This window comes from Sphingobacterium allocomposti (assembly GCF_008124885.1).
Taxonomy (GTDB): Bacteria; Bacteroidota; Bacteroidia; order Sphingobacteriales; family Sphingobacteriaceae; genus Sphingobacterium; species Sphingobacterium allocomposti.
Window position 1 is genome coordinate 90,988 of the sequence record NZ_VNHX01000017.1, and the last position, 16,884, is coordinate 107,871.

The 16,884-nt window shown below is 48.4% G+C and carries 11 protein-coding genes; all 11 read left to right on the plus strand.

Annotated features, from left to right (window positions below; genetic code table 11):
* The first annotated feature begins 120 nt into the window (after positions 1-120).
* The 11 genes from BC792_RS12745 to BC792_RS12790 all read left to right on the plus strand — a co-directional run bounded on the left by BC792_RS12745 (position 121) and on the right by BC792_RS12790 (position 16,662).
* On the plus strand, positions 121-885 hold the full coding sequence (locus BC792_RS12745; protein ID WP_148909401.1) for a TerC family protein: 765 nt from the start codon (positions 121-123) through the stop codon (positions 883-885).
* 130 nt (positions 886-1,015) lie between these two features.
* Entirely contained in the window at positions 1,016-1,618 is a 603-nt protein-coding gene (locus BC792_RS12750; RefSeq protein ID WP_148909402.1) for an RNA polymerase sigma factor, read from the plus strand.
* A 91-nt stretch (positions 1,619-1,709) separates the two neighbouring features.
* Positions 1,710-2,792 carry a FecR family protein gene (locus BC792_RS12755; protein WP_148909403.1) on the plus strand — a complete coding sequence of 361 codons (1,083 nt, stop codon included), beginning with the start codon at positions 1,710-1,712 and terminating at the stop codon, positions 2,790-2,792.
* 20 nt (positions 2,793-2,812) lie between these two features.
* On the plus strand, positions 2,813-4,516 hold the full coding sequence (locus BC792_RS18620) for a TonB-dependent receptor (RefSeq protein ID WP_246155045.1): 1,704 nt from the start codon (positions 2,813-2,815) through the stop codon (positions 4,514-4,516).
* 15 nt (positions 4,517-4,531) lie between these two features.
* Complete coding sequence (locus BC792_RS18625; protein WP_246155048.1) at positions 4,532-5,974, plus strand: hypothetical protein; 1,443 nt, start codon at positions 4,532-4,534, stop codon at positions 5,972-5,974.
* 8 nt (positions 5,975-5,982) lie between these two features.
* The gene (locus BC792_RS12765; protein WP_148909404.1) at positions 5,983-8,499 is read left to right on the plus strand and encodes a phosphocholine-specific phospholipase C; all 2,517 of its coding nucleotides are present in this window, start codon (positions 5,983-5,985) and stop codon (positions 8,497-8,499) included.
* Positions 8,500-8,659: 160 nt separating this feature from the next.
* Entirely contained in the window at positions 8,660-9,274 is a 615-nt protein-coding gene (locus BC792_RS12770) for an RNA polymerase sigma factor (protein WP_148909405.1), read from the plus strand.
* 99 nt (positions 9,275-9,373) lie between these two features.
* Positions 9,374-10,420: a FecR family protein gene (locus BC792_RS12775; protein ID WP_148909406.1), complete on the plus strand. Its 1,047-nt coding sequence runs from the start codon at positions 9,374-9,376 to the stop codon at positions 10,418-10,420.
* A complete protein-coding gene (locus BC792_RS12780) occupies positions 10,417-13,578 on the plus strand; it encodes a TonB-dependent receptor domain-containing protein (RefSeq protein WP_148909407.1) in 3,162 nt (1,053 codons plus the stop codon). The genes BC792_RS12775 and BC792_RS12780 overlap by 4 nt, the downstream gene beginning before the upstream one ends.
* 11 nt (positions 13,579-13,589) lie before the next feature.
* Complete coding sequence (locus tag BC792_RS12785; protein ID WP_148909408.1) at positions 13,590-15,026, plus strand: tetratricopeptide repeat protein; 1,437 nt, start codon at positions 13,590-13,592, stop codon at positions 15,024-15,026.
* Between the two features lie 13 nt (positions 15,027-15,039).
* Positions 15,040-16,662 carry a calcineurin-like phosphoesterase C-terminal domain-containing protein gene (locus BC792_RS12790; RefSeq protein WP_148909409.1) on the plus strand — a complete coding sequence of 541 codons (1,623 nt, stop codon included), beginning with the start codon at positions 15,040-15,042 and terminating at the stop codon, positions 16,660-16,662.
* Positions 16,663-16,884: the final 222 nt, after the last annotated feature.

Genomic DNA, 16,884 nt, shown 5'->3' on the forward strand with positions numbered 1-16,884 from the left:
CGAAAACAAAATTGCCACTTCTGTTGTACTTGATATGCGATGTCAGACAGGCACCTTACATAGTCGAGAGCCAGCTTGCTGTCCCGCACCTACAAAAGACAAAAACGAAATAACAACATTATGGAATGGATTACCGACCCGCAGATCTGGATTTCCTTTTTTACACTTACACTTCTTGAAATCGTACTCGGCATTGACAACATCGTATTCATCTCGATACAGAGTAACAAGCTACCGCTGGAGCAACAAAAGAAAGCTCGACGTGTAGGATTAGCCTTGGCGCTCATCATGCGTGTTGCACTGCTATTTTCCATCAAGTGGGTCATGGGATTAACCTCGACGCTCGTCGATATTGCCGGGTGGCTCAATATCGACAATCCCAATATTATCCGGTATTTTTCGCTTTCGGGACGGGATCTCATCCTCTTCTTCGGAGGGCTTTTTCTGATTTATAAGTCAACAACCGAGATCCATCATCGTGTCGAAGGTCATGCCGAGGCGGCTAACACCACCTTAAAAAAAGTAACCTATACCAACGTCATTATCCAAATCCTGATATTAGATCTCGTATTCTCCCTCGATTCTGTCATTACGGCCGTAGGCATGGTTGACCAGATCGGTGTCATGATCGCCGCCGTTATCGTTGCCGTCGGTATCATGATGATTTCGGCCGAACCGATCAGCAACTTTGTTAACAACTATCCGTCGGTCAAAATGCTTGCTCTGGCGTTTCTATTGTTGATCGGTGTTTCGCTGACTGCCGAAGCTTTTGACCAGCATATACCAAAAGGTTACATCTATTTTGCCATGGCATTCTCCGTTCTGGTTGAATTTTTGAATATACGCTCGGAAAACAAAGCGCTGAAGGCGGGCGGAAAGGTTTGAGCGCCGTGCATTAACGTTCCCAAAAAAGGGACGACGGCATGCGCCGCTCATTAATAATTTAATAATAATTAAGTAAAGGTAGCTTTTTATCCTATCGATATTTTTGGCGTCTAACAAGCCTATCACTGATATGCAGATCCTAGACGAAAAAAATACCGCAGATACCCTTTCTCAAAATACGGCACTCACACTGCAGGAATTTGACGACTTGTATCTGAAATTCAGCGACGCTGTATATGCCAACATTTTTAAGCTCGTTAAACGTCCTGACGATGCCGAGGATATATTGCAGGATGTTTTTGTCGCGCTTTGGGAAAGCCGGTATAAACTGATCAACCGATCTATCGGTGGCTGGTTGTTCGTTGTTAGTCATCACAAAGCAATGGACCACCTGAAACGGCAGGTAAAACAGTCTTTCGAGCAAATCTATTCCGATGAAGAACTGCCGGACCAAACAAACGACAGCGAAGAGAAAGAAACAGTCTATCTCGAGCAGATGAAGATGATCAAAGAGGCTGTAGAGGCGCTGCCCGAGCGAAAACGGCAGGTATTTCAGCTGTGCCGGCTCGATGGACGGTCGAAAGACGAAGTCGCAGAACTGATGGGAATTTCAGTTAATTCAGTTGCCGATTATCTGAAGCAGTCCAATAAAGCCATAAAAGAATATATACTGGAACATTATCCCCGGGCTATCGCAACGGGCCTCCTGGTTGTTATGACGGTCTATCCCTAGAACCCCCGCAACAATTTACAAACAAATCGTTCATGATTTCTTAATCTAAAAAAGCATCCCCTTTTCCAAGGTTTCCAGTTTTTACGGTAACATGGAACATTGGAAACGGCTCATAGACCGATTTTGGAGAGGTCAGACTACGAAAGCAGAACGGCGGGCACTACTGGCGCAGTTAGAACAAAAAAAAAGCGAAATCAAGCGCCAGCATTGGCATAGCTTTCAAAAGCACGATAGCAACAAGGACGGCGAACATTTGGATCCGGCGCGCAAACGCCAGCTGCTTCAGCATATACATGAACATATATTAGCCGATCAACTATCAACAAAACCTGAAAAAAACAGGTTGTCTATCGTACGATGGGTAGCCGCAGCAGCTATAATCCTCTCGCTCAGTGTAGCCATACTTTTACGGCAGCAATATACAACTCACACACCGTCGGCTATCCCTGCTGCCCACACCGTGGTGACACTACGGAACACCTCAGACAAAGATATCACGTACCGTCTTCCCGATAGCTCAACGGTTTCCCTTGCGCCCCGCAGCCTTGTCAGCTACCGGACGGACTTCAATCAGGGCCACCGGGACATTCTACTTACCGGGAAGGCGCAATTTGACGTGACCAAAAATCCGCATCTCGCTTTCCGGGTCGAAGCACATGGATATCACGTCACCGCTTTGGGGACCGTGTTCATAGTAGATGCCATCCACCATGACGCCCTACAGATCAGACTGCTGACCGGGAAGATTGCTGTACGTCCGGCATCTACACCAGCCCGCCCCGAAGAAGAACATCTATTATCCCCCGGCGACGAGCTGTTTATTGATCTAACGACGCGGCAAGCGTCCCACACGTCGGGAGCTGCCCACGACCCCCCGGAGCACGGGCAGCTTCCGGAAAAAAATGTGCAAGCATCTACCGGTCAGCAGCTTACCGTCCTCCATTTTCATGACACACCAATAGTCACCGTTATCACTCAGCTGGAGCAGATCTACAGAAAGAAGATCGTCTACAGTCAGAGCATGTTAAAACAGCCTACTTATACGGGCCGGCTCTCTATACACGATATAGAAGCCTACGACGGCCTGTCGGACATACTATCTGATGTATTTAAGCAAGACGATGTTCACTGTCAGATACAGGATGATCAAATTATTATCACAACGACAAATTAAACACAAAACTATACTAGAATATGCGCAATTTTTTATCCATCATGTTTATTGCAGGCGTCTTATCCCTGCTTTTTACCGGCCGCGATTTCGCTCAGGCGACAAACGCAAGCGTAGCCGGGGTTATCACCGACCCTGATAATCAACCCGTGGCCGGAGCATCTATCTCCGTACGTAATGAATCAACGGGCTTCACGACAAGTACATCAACCAACAGAAGCGGAGAGTACCTCTTTCAGCAACTACCTTTGGGTGGCCCTTACACGATCACGGTTCGACACCTGATATACGCCGAGGTGTCGGAAAAAGGCTATTCCCTTAATCAAGGCGATCTGCTTCGTTTAAATTTTACGTTAAAGCAAAACGCTACAACCTTGGCTTCCGTAGAGGTAACAGCAACATCCAACCTAAAGAACACAATCCGAAATTTAGGCGCCTCGACCGCCGTGACCTCTTCTGACCTGGAAAGGCTCCCCGTGAACGGCCGCAACTTTACTTCTCTAATCAACTTATCGCCCCTAAGCAATGGCAATCAGCTCTCTGGGCAGATCGCTACATCCACAAACTATTCCATCGGCGGAATGACCTCCCGAGGGCCCCTGTCGGGCGGAACGACCAACCGCGGCCCCTACTCCGTCTCCATGGAAGCCATCCGTGAATTCGAGATCGCGACAAACCAGTATGATGTCACCTACGGAAGGGCGGGCGGTGGTACAATCAGCACCGTGACCAAGTCGGGTACCAACACCTTTACCGGAAGCGCCTTTACTTATGCACGTACCGCCGGCCTCGCCAGTCCCTACGACATCCGCGGAAACCGCATCGACCAAGAATATGCAACCTACCAGTTTGGATTCTCGTTGGGCGGCCCTATCGTAAAGGACAAAGCACATTTTTTTGTCGCATTAGACCAGCAGGCTGACTCCCGTCCATTTTATATAGCGGATATCCGGTCGCCGGAAGACGAAGCCCCCCTGAATGTAACACAATCTACATTAGACCAATTTCTGGATATAGCGCGTACTAAATATGGTGTAGCGGAATCACAACAGTTCGGCGCATTTGATAGGAAACGCCCCACGACCACGTTGTTTGCCCGTATCGACTGGCAGCTGAACGACAAGAACCTCCTGACCGTCCGCAACAATTACGTCCGGGACATGAACAATCAAGGAGTCTCCGATAACAGTGCTATCAACCTCTACGAGGTGTACGGATCGCACCTATCAACCGACAACAGTTTCATGGCATCCCTACGTACATCGATTGCCCCCAAAATCACCAACGAGCTGAAAGCGCAGTATCTCTATACGCTAGACGATGGACGCCCCAACAGCCAGTTACCAGCCGCGAACATACCGCGTGCCATTGTCCAGCAGCTCGAGTCTACCATCGACGGACGACCGGCAAATACGACCATACAGCTTGGCGGCCAACGCTACCTGCCTGAAATATTCAAAAACCACGTGCTCCAATTGGTAGATAACCTCTACTGGACAAAGAATAACGTCAATTACACCTTCGGTGTGGATCTTATGTATACCAAGCTCAGTTCCTTAGCAACGAGCGAAATGAATGGACGCTTCTTTTTCAGCGGCATGGACAACTTTGAAAGTTTGTCACCTTACCGCTACGCAAGGGAAGTAGCACTCGTCGACGACCCAACAGTCAACCAAAGCGTCCTGAACAGCGGGCTATACGCGCAGGCACAATCCAATCTCGGGTAAGGTCTAGACCTTACCGTGGGCCTACGGGCAGACTACACCCATTATTTCGATCGCCCCACATTCAACGAAGCAGTTTTTCATGCCCTGAATTTACGGACAGACAATGGCGTAACAACGTTCCAGCTTCAACCCCGGTTTCAGCTTACATGGGATATCGGCGAGCGACAAACAGATATCCTTCGCATAGGCGGCGGTATTTTTGGGTCGAACCTCAACAACTACTCCATGGTAAATAACATGTTGAACGACGGAACGAAGGTCGCGTCCGTGGACATATCGGGCAGCCACGTGCCAACGCCCAATTTCCTCAGCTACCGCCAGGACCCATCCACAGCTCCTGGGCAAGAGCTTTTCAATTTGCCGGGCGTCGAAAAGGTCAGCACCATCAACATGAATAGCGAAGACATCAAGGTGCCCACACTCTACAAGGCCAATCTTTCATACAACAGGTTTATTAACGACCGCTTCCGTGTGGGAGCCACATTCCTCATGTCGTTTGCACGCAACAACTACATGTATGTAGACCGCAACATGGCAGAGACGCCGTATTTCCGTCTTGCTAATGAAGGTAATCGTGGAGTCTATGTCCCCCTATCCGGTATCAACCCCAATAATGGCGCCGCCGACTGGACAACAGGACGGAAGAGCACCGAAGTGAGCCGCATGCTCGGGTTGGTCAGCGAGGGCAAGATCAATCAATATGCTGTTGTCCTTGACGCTACAGCCCGCTACTACCGCGATGGCCAGCTCACTGTAAGTTATACCTGGAACGACACAAAAGATAACACATCGTATAATGGTAACGTAGCCAACACGGCTACCCTCGACCTGATGGTGGCCGAAGATCCACGTGATCTAGGTACAATGGCCTACTCAAACAACCATTTTCGGAATAAGGTCGTTGTATACGGTACCGCACCTACTTTTTATGGCATCAGTTTCGGCGTTCGGTACTCAGGCATGGGCGGTAGCCGCTACTCCGTAGCCGTGAACGGGAATGTCAACGGAGACTTTGTAAACAGCAACGACCTGGCATTTATTTTTGATCCGAACGACATGCGTAATAGTCAAGCCATACGCGAGGGAATACAGGCTATATTAGACAATCCCGATGCCGACCGTCGCTTCAAAAAATATCTACAGGGACGTCTCGGACAGCTAGCAGAACGCAACGGCGTAGCCAACGGCTTCTACGGAGTCTGGGATATCCGCGCAAGCAAAAAGTTCAACCTTTTCCGCACACACGCGATTGAGGCTTCCATTGATATATTCAATTTTGCAAACCTGCTGAATAAAGAATGGGGCGTCAACAAGTCCCTCAACAAACAAAACCTAACCACAATACGCGGCTTTGACGCCCAAACACAGCAATATATCTATCAAGTTAATCAAAACGCCGGTGTATCTGGGCTATCGGGAAATCCCTACAGCTGGGCTTACGTTATAGCTTTTAAATAATACAACCCATGAACAGCTCCAGAAGAGATTTCATCAAAAAAGCTGCGCTTCTATCCGGAAGTGCGGCTCTCGCCGGTATGCTTCCGCCAACCATTCAGAAGGCACTCGCTATCGACCCTGCAAAGGGAAGTACGTTTTATGATGCTGAACACATCGTGTTCCTAATGCCGGAAAACCGGTCTTTCGACCACCTTTATGGCACCATGCGGGGCGTTCGCGGATTTAACGACCCGCGCGCGATCGACCTGCCGAACAAAAATAAGGTGTGGTTGCAGTCCAACGCAGCCGGTCAGACATATGTCCCCTTCCGGCTAAACACAAATGAAACCAAAGTGCCGTGGATGGGCTCGACACCGCATGGATGGGCCGATCAGACGGACGCGCGAAACAACGGAAAATACGACCGCTGGCTCAACGTCAAAAAGCCGTACAATAAGGCATATGCCGATATACCGCTGACATTAGGCTACTGCGATCGCAACGACTTTCCGTTCTACTATTCCTTAGCGGACGCTTTTACGGTATGCGATCAACATTTCTGTTCGAGCATAACCGGCACGCATCCCAATCGCTGGTATTGGATGACCGGCACCGTACGCGAAAAAAATCAAGTTGATGCTAAAGCCCATGTATGGAACATAAGTGATTACAACAAGCCGACGCTAAACTGGAAGACTTACCCCGAACGTTTAGAAGAACAAGGTGTCTCGTGGCGCATTTATCAAAACGAGCTGACCATGGGCTTCGGCCTTAATGGCGAGGAAAGCAGCTGGCTAAGCAACTTCGGAACAAACGTAATGGAATATTTCCAGGCTTACAATGTCCGGCTCCACCCAAGCAGCATCGCCAACATGGAACAGCGTAAGCAAGTGGCGTTAGCCGAAATCGCCCGGATCGGAACAAATCCGACGAGCGACACAGACAAAAAGCGCTTAGCAGCAGCCGAGAAGGTGCTCGCCATGATCGAAAGCAACCGATCAATCTATACCCACGAAAACTTTGAGAAGCTGTCTGCCAAAGAAAAAGCGATTAACAATAAAGCATTTACAGTGAACAGCGCAGACCCCGACTTTCATTCATTAACCCCATTACGCTACCAGGACGGGACCGAAGAACGGGAACTATTGGTACCCAAGGGAGATATCCTTCATCAGTTCCGAAACGATGTAAAGAATGGCCGTTTACCCACCGTATCCTGGCTAATGACGCCGGCAAACTTTTCGGACCATCCAGGCCGTCCATGGTTCGGATCTTGGTACGTCAATGAAGTAATGGAGATCCTTCTGGAAAATCCTGAAGTATGGAAGAAAACAATATTCATTTTGACATATGATGAAAACGACGGATTTTTCGACCACATTCCTCCCTATGCAGTACCAAATCCCTACAAAGCCCATAGCGGAAAGGTGTCCGCACATATTGATCCGAAAATGGATTGGGCATTAAAGGATCAGCAAACCAACCCTTCTGCGATGGACGACCGCATACGCGAGAGCGCCATAGGGCTCGGTTACCGCGTCCCGCTCGTCATTGCATCCCCTTGGACAAGAGGAGGATATGTCAACTCAGAGCTATTCGACCACACCTCGTCGCTTCAGTTTCTGGAAAAATTTCTATCGAACAAATTCAACAAAAACGTTCGCGAAGAAAACATTACCGCTTGGCGTAGGTCGATCTGCGGCGATTTAACTTCCGTATTTCGCCCCTATCAGGAAGAGAAAATCGAAGGACCCCAATTTATAGATAAGAATGCCTTCATCACCGATATACACAGGTCGCAATTCAAGGATATCCCACACAACTATAAGGCGCTGAACGATGACGAAATCGCACAAATTAACATCGATCCGTCCAAATCGCCGTTCTTCCCGAAACAAGAGAAAGGCATCAAGCTCGCCTGTGCCATCCCTTACGAGTTGTATGTTGACGGCGTCCTCGATCGGCAGCTGGGCACATTCCGGCTTTCGTTTGAGGCGGCAAAACAAACGCACGGTGAGCGTTCTTCCGGATCTCCCTTTTTGGTATATGCGATGAACCCGTATGAAGGCGAAGTTCTCCGAACGTGGGAATATGCTGTTGCCGCAGGAGACAGGCTGGATGACGAATGGCTTACACAGCGATTTGACAACAAGGAATATCATCTGCGGGTATACGCTCCAAACGGCTTTTACCGCGAGTTCCGGGGAAATAACAACGAAGAAGCGGTCATGGTCCGCTGCCGCTACGAATGGCAGCAAAAGGACAGTGCGGCGCTCAGCGGCAATCTGCTTGTCGACCTTTATAACCCCACAGGGCAAGCAAAAAAGATATTCCTGCGAGACGTGAGCTACAATAGCGGACGCTCGACGCACATCCTTGCACCCGGGGAGCGCACTTCAGTGGTTGTCAATCTGCAGAAAAGTCACCAATGGTATGATATCATGCTAACTATTGAAGGAAACGATGTATGGTTCGAACGTTTCGCCGGACATATAGAAACCGGCAGCATATCGAAGACGGACCCGCTGATGGGGGGCATTATCTAAACACCGCACCAAACACGAACCACCTTCTATGCTGAAGCATAGAAGGTGATTCCATTACTGTCGTCATGCTACAGTAATGGAGAAAAAGATATCATGCTGAAAAATGAATGTTGATGAAGACTTAATACCATCTTAATTTTCGGGCGCTACATTTGCTATCATGGAACCTACAGTATCACAAAACGGCGCACCCTTCACTTTTGATACAAACTTCGTTCTCGAGCTTCGGAAGCCGAAAGCAAAAATGGCACTCAGTCAGCTGTTCGACCACTATTGGCAACCTCTTTTCCAACTCTCGTACAACCTACTTCGAAACGACGACGATGCCAAAGACGCGGTTCAAGAGGTATTTATTAAACTATGGGACCGAAGATTTGAAATAGACATACAAACCTCTGTCGAGTCCTACCTTTTCTCCGCTGTCCGCTATAGGTCGTTGACTATGCTGTCAAAAAGGCTTGCAGCCAACAAGCGCGAAGTATCGCTCGAACACTATATTGAACAGACTTTCCTCGAGGCTATCGACCCTCTGCTTTTAAAAGAGTTAGAACAAGAGATAGATACGCAAATAAGCCAACTACCAAATCGAATGCAGGAAGTAATCCGTTTAAAGACCAAGGAGGGGCTCAGCATTTCGGAGATCGCCGTTAGACTAAATATCTCGGAAGAAACGGTGAAGAACCATCTAGCCAGCGCACGGAAACGGCTACGTACCCACTTGCGGGATGTAGCTTATGTTATTCTGGCTATAAGCACTACCTACCCGCCGTCATAAAGGCACCTCTATTTCATAATTTATTAATCTTTTCATAACAGTTTCGGCTAGCCCTTCAGCACCTCGAAATAGACATACAAGTAGATCGCCTATTTGTATATGCAGCTAGAACAAATTAGAAAACTTATAGCCCGCTACCTGTCCGGAGTCGCCAGCGAAACAGAACGTAAAGCCGTGGACAGCTGGATTCAATGGGTAACAATGCGCGGACTACCTCATAGTTCAGAAAAGCTTGCGCGTGTCCGAAACGACATATGGCAATCCATCGAGGCGTCCCAAACGTCGTCAGCTCCTCCTCTCTCACGGGTGACACCCTTATTGAGATACATCGCAAGCATAGCGGCCATAGTCCTCGTGGGCTTCGTCCTTTTTAGTACGATAAAACATAGGGAGCGCTCATACTATAGCACCGACATGCACGAGACCAAAGATATTTTGCTTATCGACGGCACAAGGGTGAAATTAAAAGAGAACACCCACTTAACCGTCCACGACAACCTCACCAACAACGACGAAAGGCTCGTTGAGTTGGTGGAGGGAGAAGCACACTTTCAAGTGCAGAAAGACCATCGGCGCCCCTTCGTTATTACAAACCGTTATATGCGCACCGAAGTACTAGGAACCTCCTTTACCGTGCGTAGCTCTGGTTATTCCGGTCGATGGGACATTCGGGTTAGCACCGGAAAAGTTCGGGTCTCAAAAACCGAAGATCAGGGGGCATCTTACATACTATCAGCAGGAGACAGCCTGACCTATAGCGAAAAAGGAGGAGTAACCGCGTATATATCCGGAACTGCCGACATAGACGAGCCAATACTTTTTTACAACGAGAACCTGTCCGTTGTTATGCAGAAGCTGGCGCGACGTTTTAACCGCACAATATACGTAGCCTCACATATAGGTTATGCGAAGCGGTTTTCCGGAGAATTCAGCCACGACTACTCCTTGGAGGATCTGTTGGAGATCATCTGCCTTGCTACTGACACCCAATATCACCTAAAAGGAGATACCATTGTAATCCACGCTAACAATGACGACCTATCCCGCTCCTCCAGACAACCTCCAAACCAGAAAGTATATGAAATCAACGAAAATAATCCGGTACACCTTGATAACTCAAATAACAATCAACATAAATTGAAATGAAAACCTATCTATCTTTATTTGTCAGTGCGTGTCTCGCGAGCACCCAGCTGGCATATGGTGAAACGAACCTCGTGTCCGTAAATTACTCCCACCAAGGGCATGAAAAAAGCCTTCTCCTATCTCTACAAGAAATCGCCAAACAGGCAGGTAAAAAACTCGCTTATGATAAAGGAATTCTTGAAGGAAAACAGGCCGCTGGTTACGACAAATCTCTACCGCTGGAACAAGCATTAGCCCAACTGTTAACGGGATCCGGCGTGGCATTTCAGCTAAAAGGAAACATCATCGTACTACACCAGGCCGACCATAACCACCGTCCGGAGCAAATGCGTCTTCAGCAGGATCTTATCACAGGCCATGTGCGCGACCAGCGGACCGGGGATCCCATCAATGGTGCAACAATACAAGCTATACCTGGCAGCCATTCCGTGCAAACCGGCATAGACGGTAGCTTCAGGCTACCCATCCGTCCAGCAGCTGAAGGCTTCGTACTGCACATCTCCTACATCGGCTATAAAACCAAAGATTTCAAACTGACTGCAGAGATGATCCAGCAGCCATTAACAATCTCCCTTCAAGAAGATCTTTTCGGCTTGGACGAAGTTGTGGTAACCGGACAGGGCCTTGATATCAACAAACGGCGCCTATCGACAAACGTAGCTACCGTCAGTGGGAAAGAGCTCGAGAAAGTCCCCGCTTCGCGTTTCGACCAGCTACTCCAATCAAAACTACCCAACGCACAAATCCGTCTTACGGGAGGGCAATCCGGTGCCACATCCATTATCAGAGCACGCGGCGTAGTGTCGGCATTCAAAAATTCTACACCCGTCATTTACGTCGACGGCGTACGTATGGACAACCTAAACACGGCCTCCGCGATTGGTGGGGGAAGTGCACAAGGATCCGGCGTGAGCTCCATCGCCGATATTCCTATCGACAATATCGAGCGGGTCGAATACGTCAATGGAGGAGCGGCCACCACCTTATACGGCTCAGATGCCGCAAATGGCGTTATCCAGATATTCACAAAGAAGGGAGGCGCCGACCGAACAACCGTAACAGCCGAGGCAACCATAGGCGCCGAACGTGCCACTACCGATTTCCTGCACTTTAAACGCACAGAAGAACTGCTCTTTGAACCCGGCACCTTTCAACGTTATAACGTCGCCGTAAACGGTAATAGTGGCAAAGTAGGCTATAGTGTAACGGGCGCATACCTTAACAGCTCCGGTGTACAGCTATTTAAACAGAATGAAAACAAACGTGTTGACCTTCGCTCCGGATTCCGAGCAGATCTGCACGAAAAGGTTGCGTACGAAAGTAGTTTTACTTTTGTCAACAACAGCTATAAGCGAAACCGTAACGGCAACCAAGGCGGTTATACCGGACTGTGGTACACAGAGAGCGGCGCATCTGCGGTTTCTGGACCGCAGCCTAGATTTAACCCACGTATTGACGATTTATCAGAAGATGAATTCGCAAAAATGAAAGAATATGTACAGACGGCTGAAAGACTACAAGACAACGAAATCGTCGTCAACAGATTCCAGACGTCCCAAAGTTTTCAATACAGACCCTTACCGAATCTAAACATTAAAGCGGTGGGCGGCGTGGACTATCGTGTACTACGTAATCAAGTTATTCAAACTAACGAATACCTTACACATACAACGGGCAACTTAACGACAGATCGTGGAAGTATCAACAATGGAGAACGTAAGTATTGGGGGCTAACGATGGAGCTAAATGGTCAACACAAGGCGAACATTGGCGAGCTCTCCGTAATCACCACGTTAGGCGGTCAGCTTTTTCGTAACGAAGACCGTCAAGTGGCGTACAACGGCATAAATATACGGGACGGAGCAAGAAACATAGCTGATGCTGCCTCCAAAACAAGCAACGAGGTATATCTGGAAGTTGTCAATTACGGCATGTATCTCCAAAGCAATCTCGGGTGGAAAAATAAGCTGTTCTTAGATCTAGGGCTACGTGGCGATGGCAATAGCGCCTTTGGTCGCGACATCGGTATACAATATTACCCAAAAATAGGCTTTTCCTACATCCCTTCATCCGAGAGCTGGTGGACCGAATTCTTGCCCTTTATTCCATCCGCGAAGTTACGTGGTAACTACGGCGTGGCCGGTAACTTCCCCCCACCGTTCAGGAATCTTCGAACGATGAACTTTCCCAGCTATTTAGGCGACCAAGCCGCTATATTCGGGACGCCGGGCGTCAACTTACGCCCCGAAAAGACAAACACGCTCGAAGCTGGTCTCGACCTCGGATTGTGGGACGATCGTGTCACCCTGTCAGCAGGCTTTTACCATGCCATCACCAATGACGCTCTATTCAGCGTACCAGCAGCGCCGTCAACTGCGGAGAACGAAGCTTTACGCAATGTCGGAAAGATTATGAACCGCGGGCTGGAGTTCAACACACAGGTCACAGCCTTACGGACAGAGCACACATCTTTACGGTTCAACCTAGCGATAAACACACTTGACAATAAGGTGCTTTCCTCTAACGGCGCCGCCCCTTTCAACATAGCCGGTTTTAGCGAACGCACGATACAAACCGTTGTTCAAGAAGGATATCCCGTGGGCTTCATCCGCGGCGGGTACGGTATATTTGGTGACGATGGTGTTCTCGAGCAGACTATACCACTACAATACCTGGGCACAACCATACCTAACCTCTTCGGCAGCATGGGAGTTGATTTACAATGGAAAGGATTAAATCTTTACGCAAATGCAGATTATCAAAAGGGAGCTTATGCAAATAATTGGGATAGCCAGTTCCGCTACAACTACGGTGCCGGCGATGAGGGCATACCTGCTGGAGAAATAAATTCGGAATATAAACGCACACGTTGGTTGCAATTTACCAATATGTTTATCGAGAAAACCGATTTCATAAAGATTCGGACGATTGGCGCTGCATATACACTCCCAAGATCGGCCATACGCTCATTTGCCCACCAAGCGGTGATCGGCGCTAGCATCATGAACCCGTTCAATTTCACATCCTCTTCTTTCGATCCCGAGGCAACGATAAGCGGAAGCGCAGCAGGTCAGGACGGCGCAACCACCGGCGGTATTTCTTATGCAACCTATTCGGTACCTCGCCAATTTTTGATGTCTATTAAACTTTCTTTCTAATCGTTATCATCATGAAACTACCTTTAAATTCTATATTCATCCTCGCCAGCACAGCACTACTTTTGACAAGTTGCGAATTGACAGAGGTTACAAATCCCTATGTTACGGAAGAGCGCTTTATTCCTAGTTTTCAATCGTTACAGACATGGCTAAATGGCGTGAGGCGCCAAGCCAGCGTCACGGTCGGTACCGTCGTGGAATTCTCCGAACTGGTGTCTGACAATTACTTCAATAACTATACACAGAGCAGTAAAGTATTTGACAACCCCGAGATCAATTACTTCGATCAAGATGTGGCAAATATCCAAGCTTCCATCCATAAGTTAATGGAGATGAGCAAATTCGGCCTGACGAAGCTTGTTCCTCTTCAAACGGGAGACGTAAACCAAGAAAAAGCTGAACTTCTTTTCTACCAAGCATACGCTCATATATTGGGTGCCGATCTTTATGTAGGATTACCCACAGAAGCGCTAGGCGAGATTAAGAGTCCTTTGCAGCTATTACAAGAGGCGATCTCACTGCTTGAGGAAGCCTCCAGCCTATACGCAAAGGCAGAAGACAAAGATGCTTGTACGATCCTCCTCGCAAGGTGTCACCATCGCATGGGGAATATCCAAGAAGCAAGCCGCTTCGCGCGTCAAGCCGCGACCAGTCCGTTAACATTAAGACAAGTACAATATGGTACGCAGAATGGTCCGTCCAACAACTTCCAAAGCGCCATCTTTTCATCAACAACTAACTCGTTTGCCCCGCTTCCCCGATTAGACTTCCTCGATCCAAAATATTTCCATCAAACGGCTACTGTTTTCGAAGACGAAAAGCCCATAGCCATCGCTAAAGCAGAAGAAGCATTTCTAATATTAGCAGAAGCCGCCGCCGCGCAGCAAGACATTGGTCAGACGAAACAAATACTCAAGGATCTGCTTAACGACGTTATCAGTAAAAGACCCGTCATTATGCTTGACGACAGTAGGGACACACGAAACGGAGGTAATAGAAACGATTATCCTATAACCGAGGTTTCCGTAAAGTTCGACGAGCAGACAACAGCAAAGGAAGGCCTCGTGCGAGATCGCTCTAAAGGAGACATCCCAGCATATAAAGTCTCAGGCACCCACGTCACTTCTCGGGATATCGACGCCGTACGAACACAGGATGACGCACTTTACCTGATTTATTTGATGCGTCAGGAGATCTTCATTGCCGAGGGCCGTCGTATGACAGATTTGGGAATCCGCTTTCCTATTTCACAACGGGAACAGTTATCGAATAACCACGTTACCAACGAACATATCAATGCTATCATTCCTGATTTTATCCCCGGAAACCGCGGAATGGACGACTTTGTGTACGACAAATCCTCGGCGACCGTCACGATGAGGCACGATATGAACAAGGTGCTCGTACAGAACAAGACTTCTCCATATGTTATGCCCTTCATCAATTAATCTGTATAAAACAATGAAACTCCAATTAAATGTATTATTTGGGATCAGCCTGCTGTTCCTGGCGGTAGGAAGCTACGCACAACAGAAAGCTTCTGGAATCGTATACCACGATCAGAATCAGAATGGAAAAAAGGATCGAACCGAGGCTGGCATCGCAGGCGTACCCGTCAGTAACGGTGTCGACGTCGTGCTTACCGACAACTATGGGAAGTACGAATTAAATGTCGGAGACGACGATATCATCTTCGTAATTAAGCCGAGTGGCTACAAGGCCCCGGTGGATAAACACAACCTACCTCAGTCCTATTACATTCATAAGCCGGGCGGATCGCCGACAAATCTCGAATACGCAGGTGTCGCCCCAACGGGTCCTCTGCCCAAAAGCATCGACTTTCCACTCCTAAAAAACACTGAAGCCGATCGCTTCCGTATCCTAGTCTTCGGAGATCCCCAAGCCTATACCGCGCAAGAGATGACTTATTTTAACCGGGCAATTGTTGACGAAGTGATTGGCGTTAAAGACGTTGCCTTCGGCATCAGCCTAGGCGATCTCGTCGGCGATGATCTTAGCCTGCACCCAAGTTACAAGGAAAGTATTGCGCGTATTGGACTACCGTGGTATAATCTTAAGGGCAATCACGATATGAACTACGACGTATCAGCCGACAGCCTGTCTGACGAGACGTTTGAAGCCAACTTTGGTCCTGCCAACTATGCCTTCAATTACGGCAAGGTACATTTTATCGTACTAGACAACGTACGGTATCCCAATCCACGCACGGGTCGCGGTTATCTGGGTGGCTTTAGAAAAGAACAGCTAGACTTTATAGAAAACGACCTCAAACACGTCCCTGAAGACCGCCTCGTTGTCCTAGCCTTTCACATACCGTTAGATCATCGAAATGGAGACACTTTCCGGGCGGAAGATCGGCAGCGTTTATTTGATTTGCTGAAGGATTATCCCAACACGCTTTCTCTCTCTGCACATATGCATACCCAGACACAACATTTTTACAGACGGGAAGAAGGATGGCATCGGGATAAACCTCATCACGAGTACAACGCCGGGACCACGTCGGGCGACTGGTATTCAGGCGAGCTGGACTCGCGTGGTGTTCCTAAGGCCACGATGCGCGATGGCACGCCAAATGGGTATGCTTTTATCGAATTTAATCAAGCGCAATACCGTATTCGGTACCAAGCCTCGGGCAGGGATACCAGCTACCAAATCAACTTATTCCATCCCAAGGTTGTGGGACAGGGAAAACGTAGTCGGGCGGCTATTTTTGCTAACTTTTTTATGGGGCATCACGGCAACACCGTTGAATATGCTATCGATGGCGGCGAGTGGAAAAAGATGATACCCGTACGGACTACGGATCCGGCCTACCATGCGATTTTGTACCCTTGGGATAATCTGGACACGCTCATCCCAGGGAGGCGTCCTACAGACGCGACGGTAAGTATGCACCTCTGGCGGATAGCACTTCCCATTGACCTTCCTGTGGGCGAACATCAAATCCGTGTGAGGGCAACAGACGACTACGGATTTAGCCATGAGGCGTCGAGTAGCTACCGTATAGAGCCGGCAAAAAACTACCCGCCGCTGACGCCTACCTCAGGACGCACAAACTAGTACAATCTACTACCGATATTTACACATAGAAGGCGTCTAAAAAGGGCGCCTTCTTTGTTTTATTATGGGCTTGTGGTCTGTAATGGTTTTAGGAGATTAGCCTAGGCCGCCAGCGGTTGATATGGGCAATTTATCCATGACTGGTCATAAAATAAGCGGATTATTGTATTTAGGTTCGTCGTTTGGTCCGGAGAAAGTTGTTTCAGGAGTTTTTTCGACCAT

Excerpts from the sequence above, each read along its gene's own strand:
- BC792_RS12745 (WP_148909401.1), top strand. The coding sequence starts at position 121 with ATGGAATGGATTACCGACCCGCAGATCTGGATTTCCTTTTTTACACTT.
- BC792_RS12750 (WP_148909402.1), top strand. The coding sequence starts at position 1,016 with ATGCAGATCCTAGACGAAAAAAATACCGCAGATACCCTTTCTCAAAAT.
- BC792_RS12755 (WP_148909403.1), top strand. The coding sequence starts at position 1,710 with ATGGAACATTGGAAACGGCTCATAGACCGATTTTGGAGAGGTCAGACT.
- BC792_RS18620 (WP_246155045.1), top strand. The coding sequence starts at position 2,813 with ATGCGCAATTTTTTATCCATCATGTTTATTGCAGGCGTCTTATCCCTG.
- BC792_RS12765 (WP_148909404.1), top strand. The coding sequence starts at position 5,983 with ATGAACAGCTCCAGAAGAGATTTCATCAAAAAAGCTGCGCTTCTATCC.
- BC792_RS12770 (WP_148909405.1), top strand. The coding sequence starts at position 8,660 with ATGGAACCTACAGTATCACAAAACGGCGCACCCTTCACTTTTGATACA.
- BC792_RS12775 (WP_148909406.1), top strand. The coding sequence starts at position 9,374 with ATGCAGCTAGAACAAATTAGAAAACTTATAGCCCGCTACCTGTCCGGA.
- BC792_RS12780 (WP_148909407.1), top strand. The coding sequence starts at position 10,417 with ATGAAAACCTATCTATCTTTATTTGTCAGTGCGTGTCTCGCGAGCACC.
- BC792_RS12785 (WP_148909408.1), top strand. The coding sequence starts at position 13,590 with ATGAAACTACCTTTAAATTCTATATTCATCCTCGCCAGCACAGCACTA.
- BC792_RS12790 (WP_148909409.1), top strand. The coding sequence starts at position 15,040 with ATGAAACTCCAATTAAATGTATTATTTGGGATCAGCCTGCTGTTCCTG.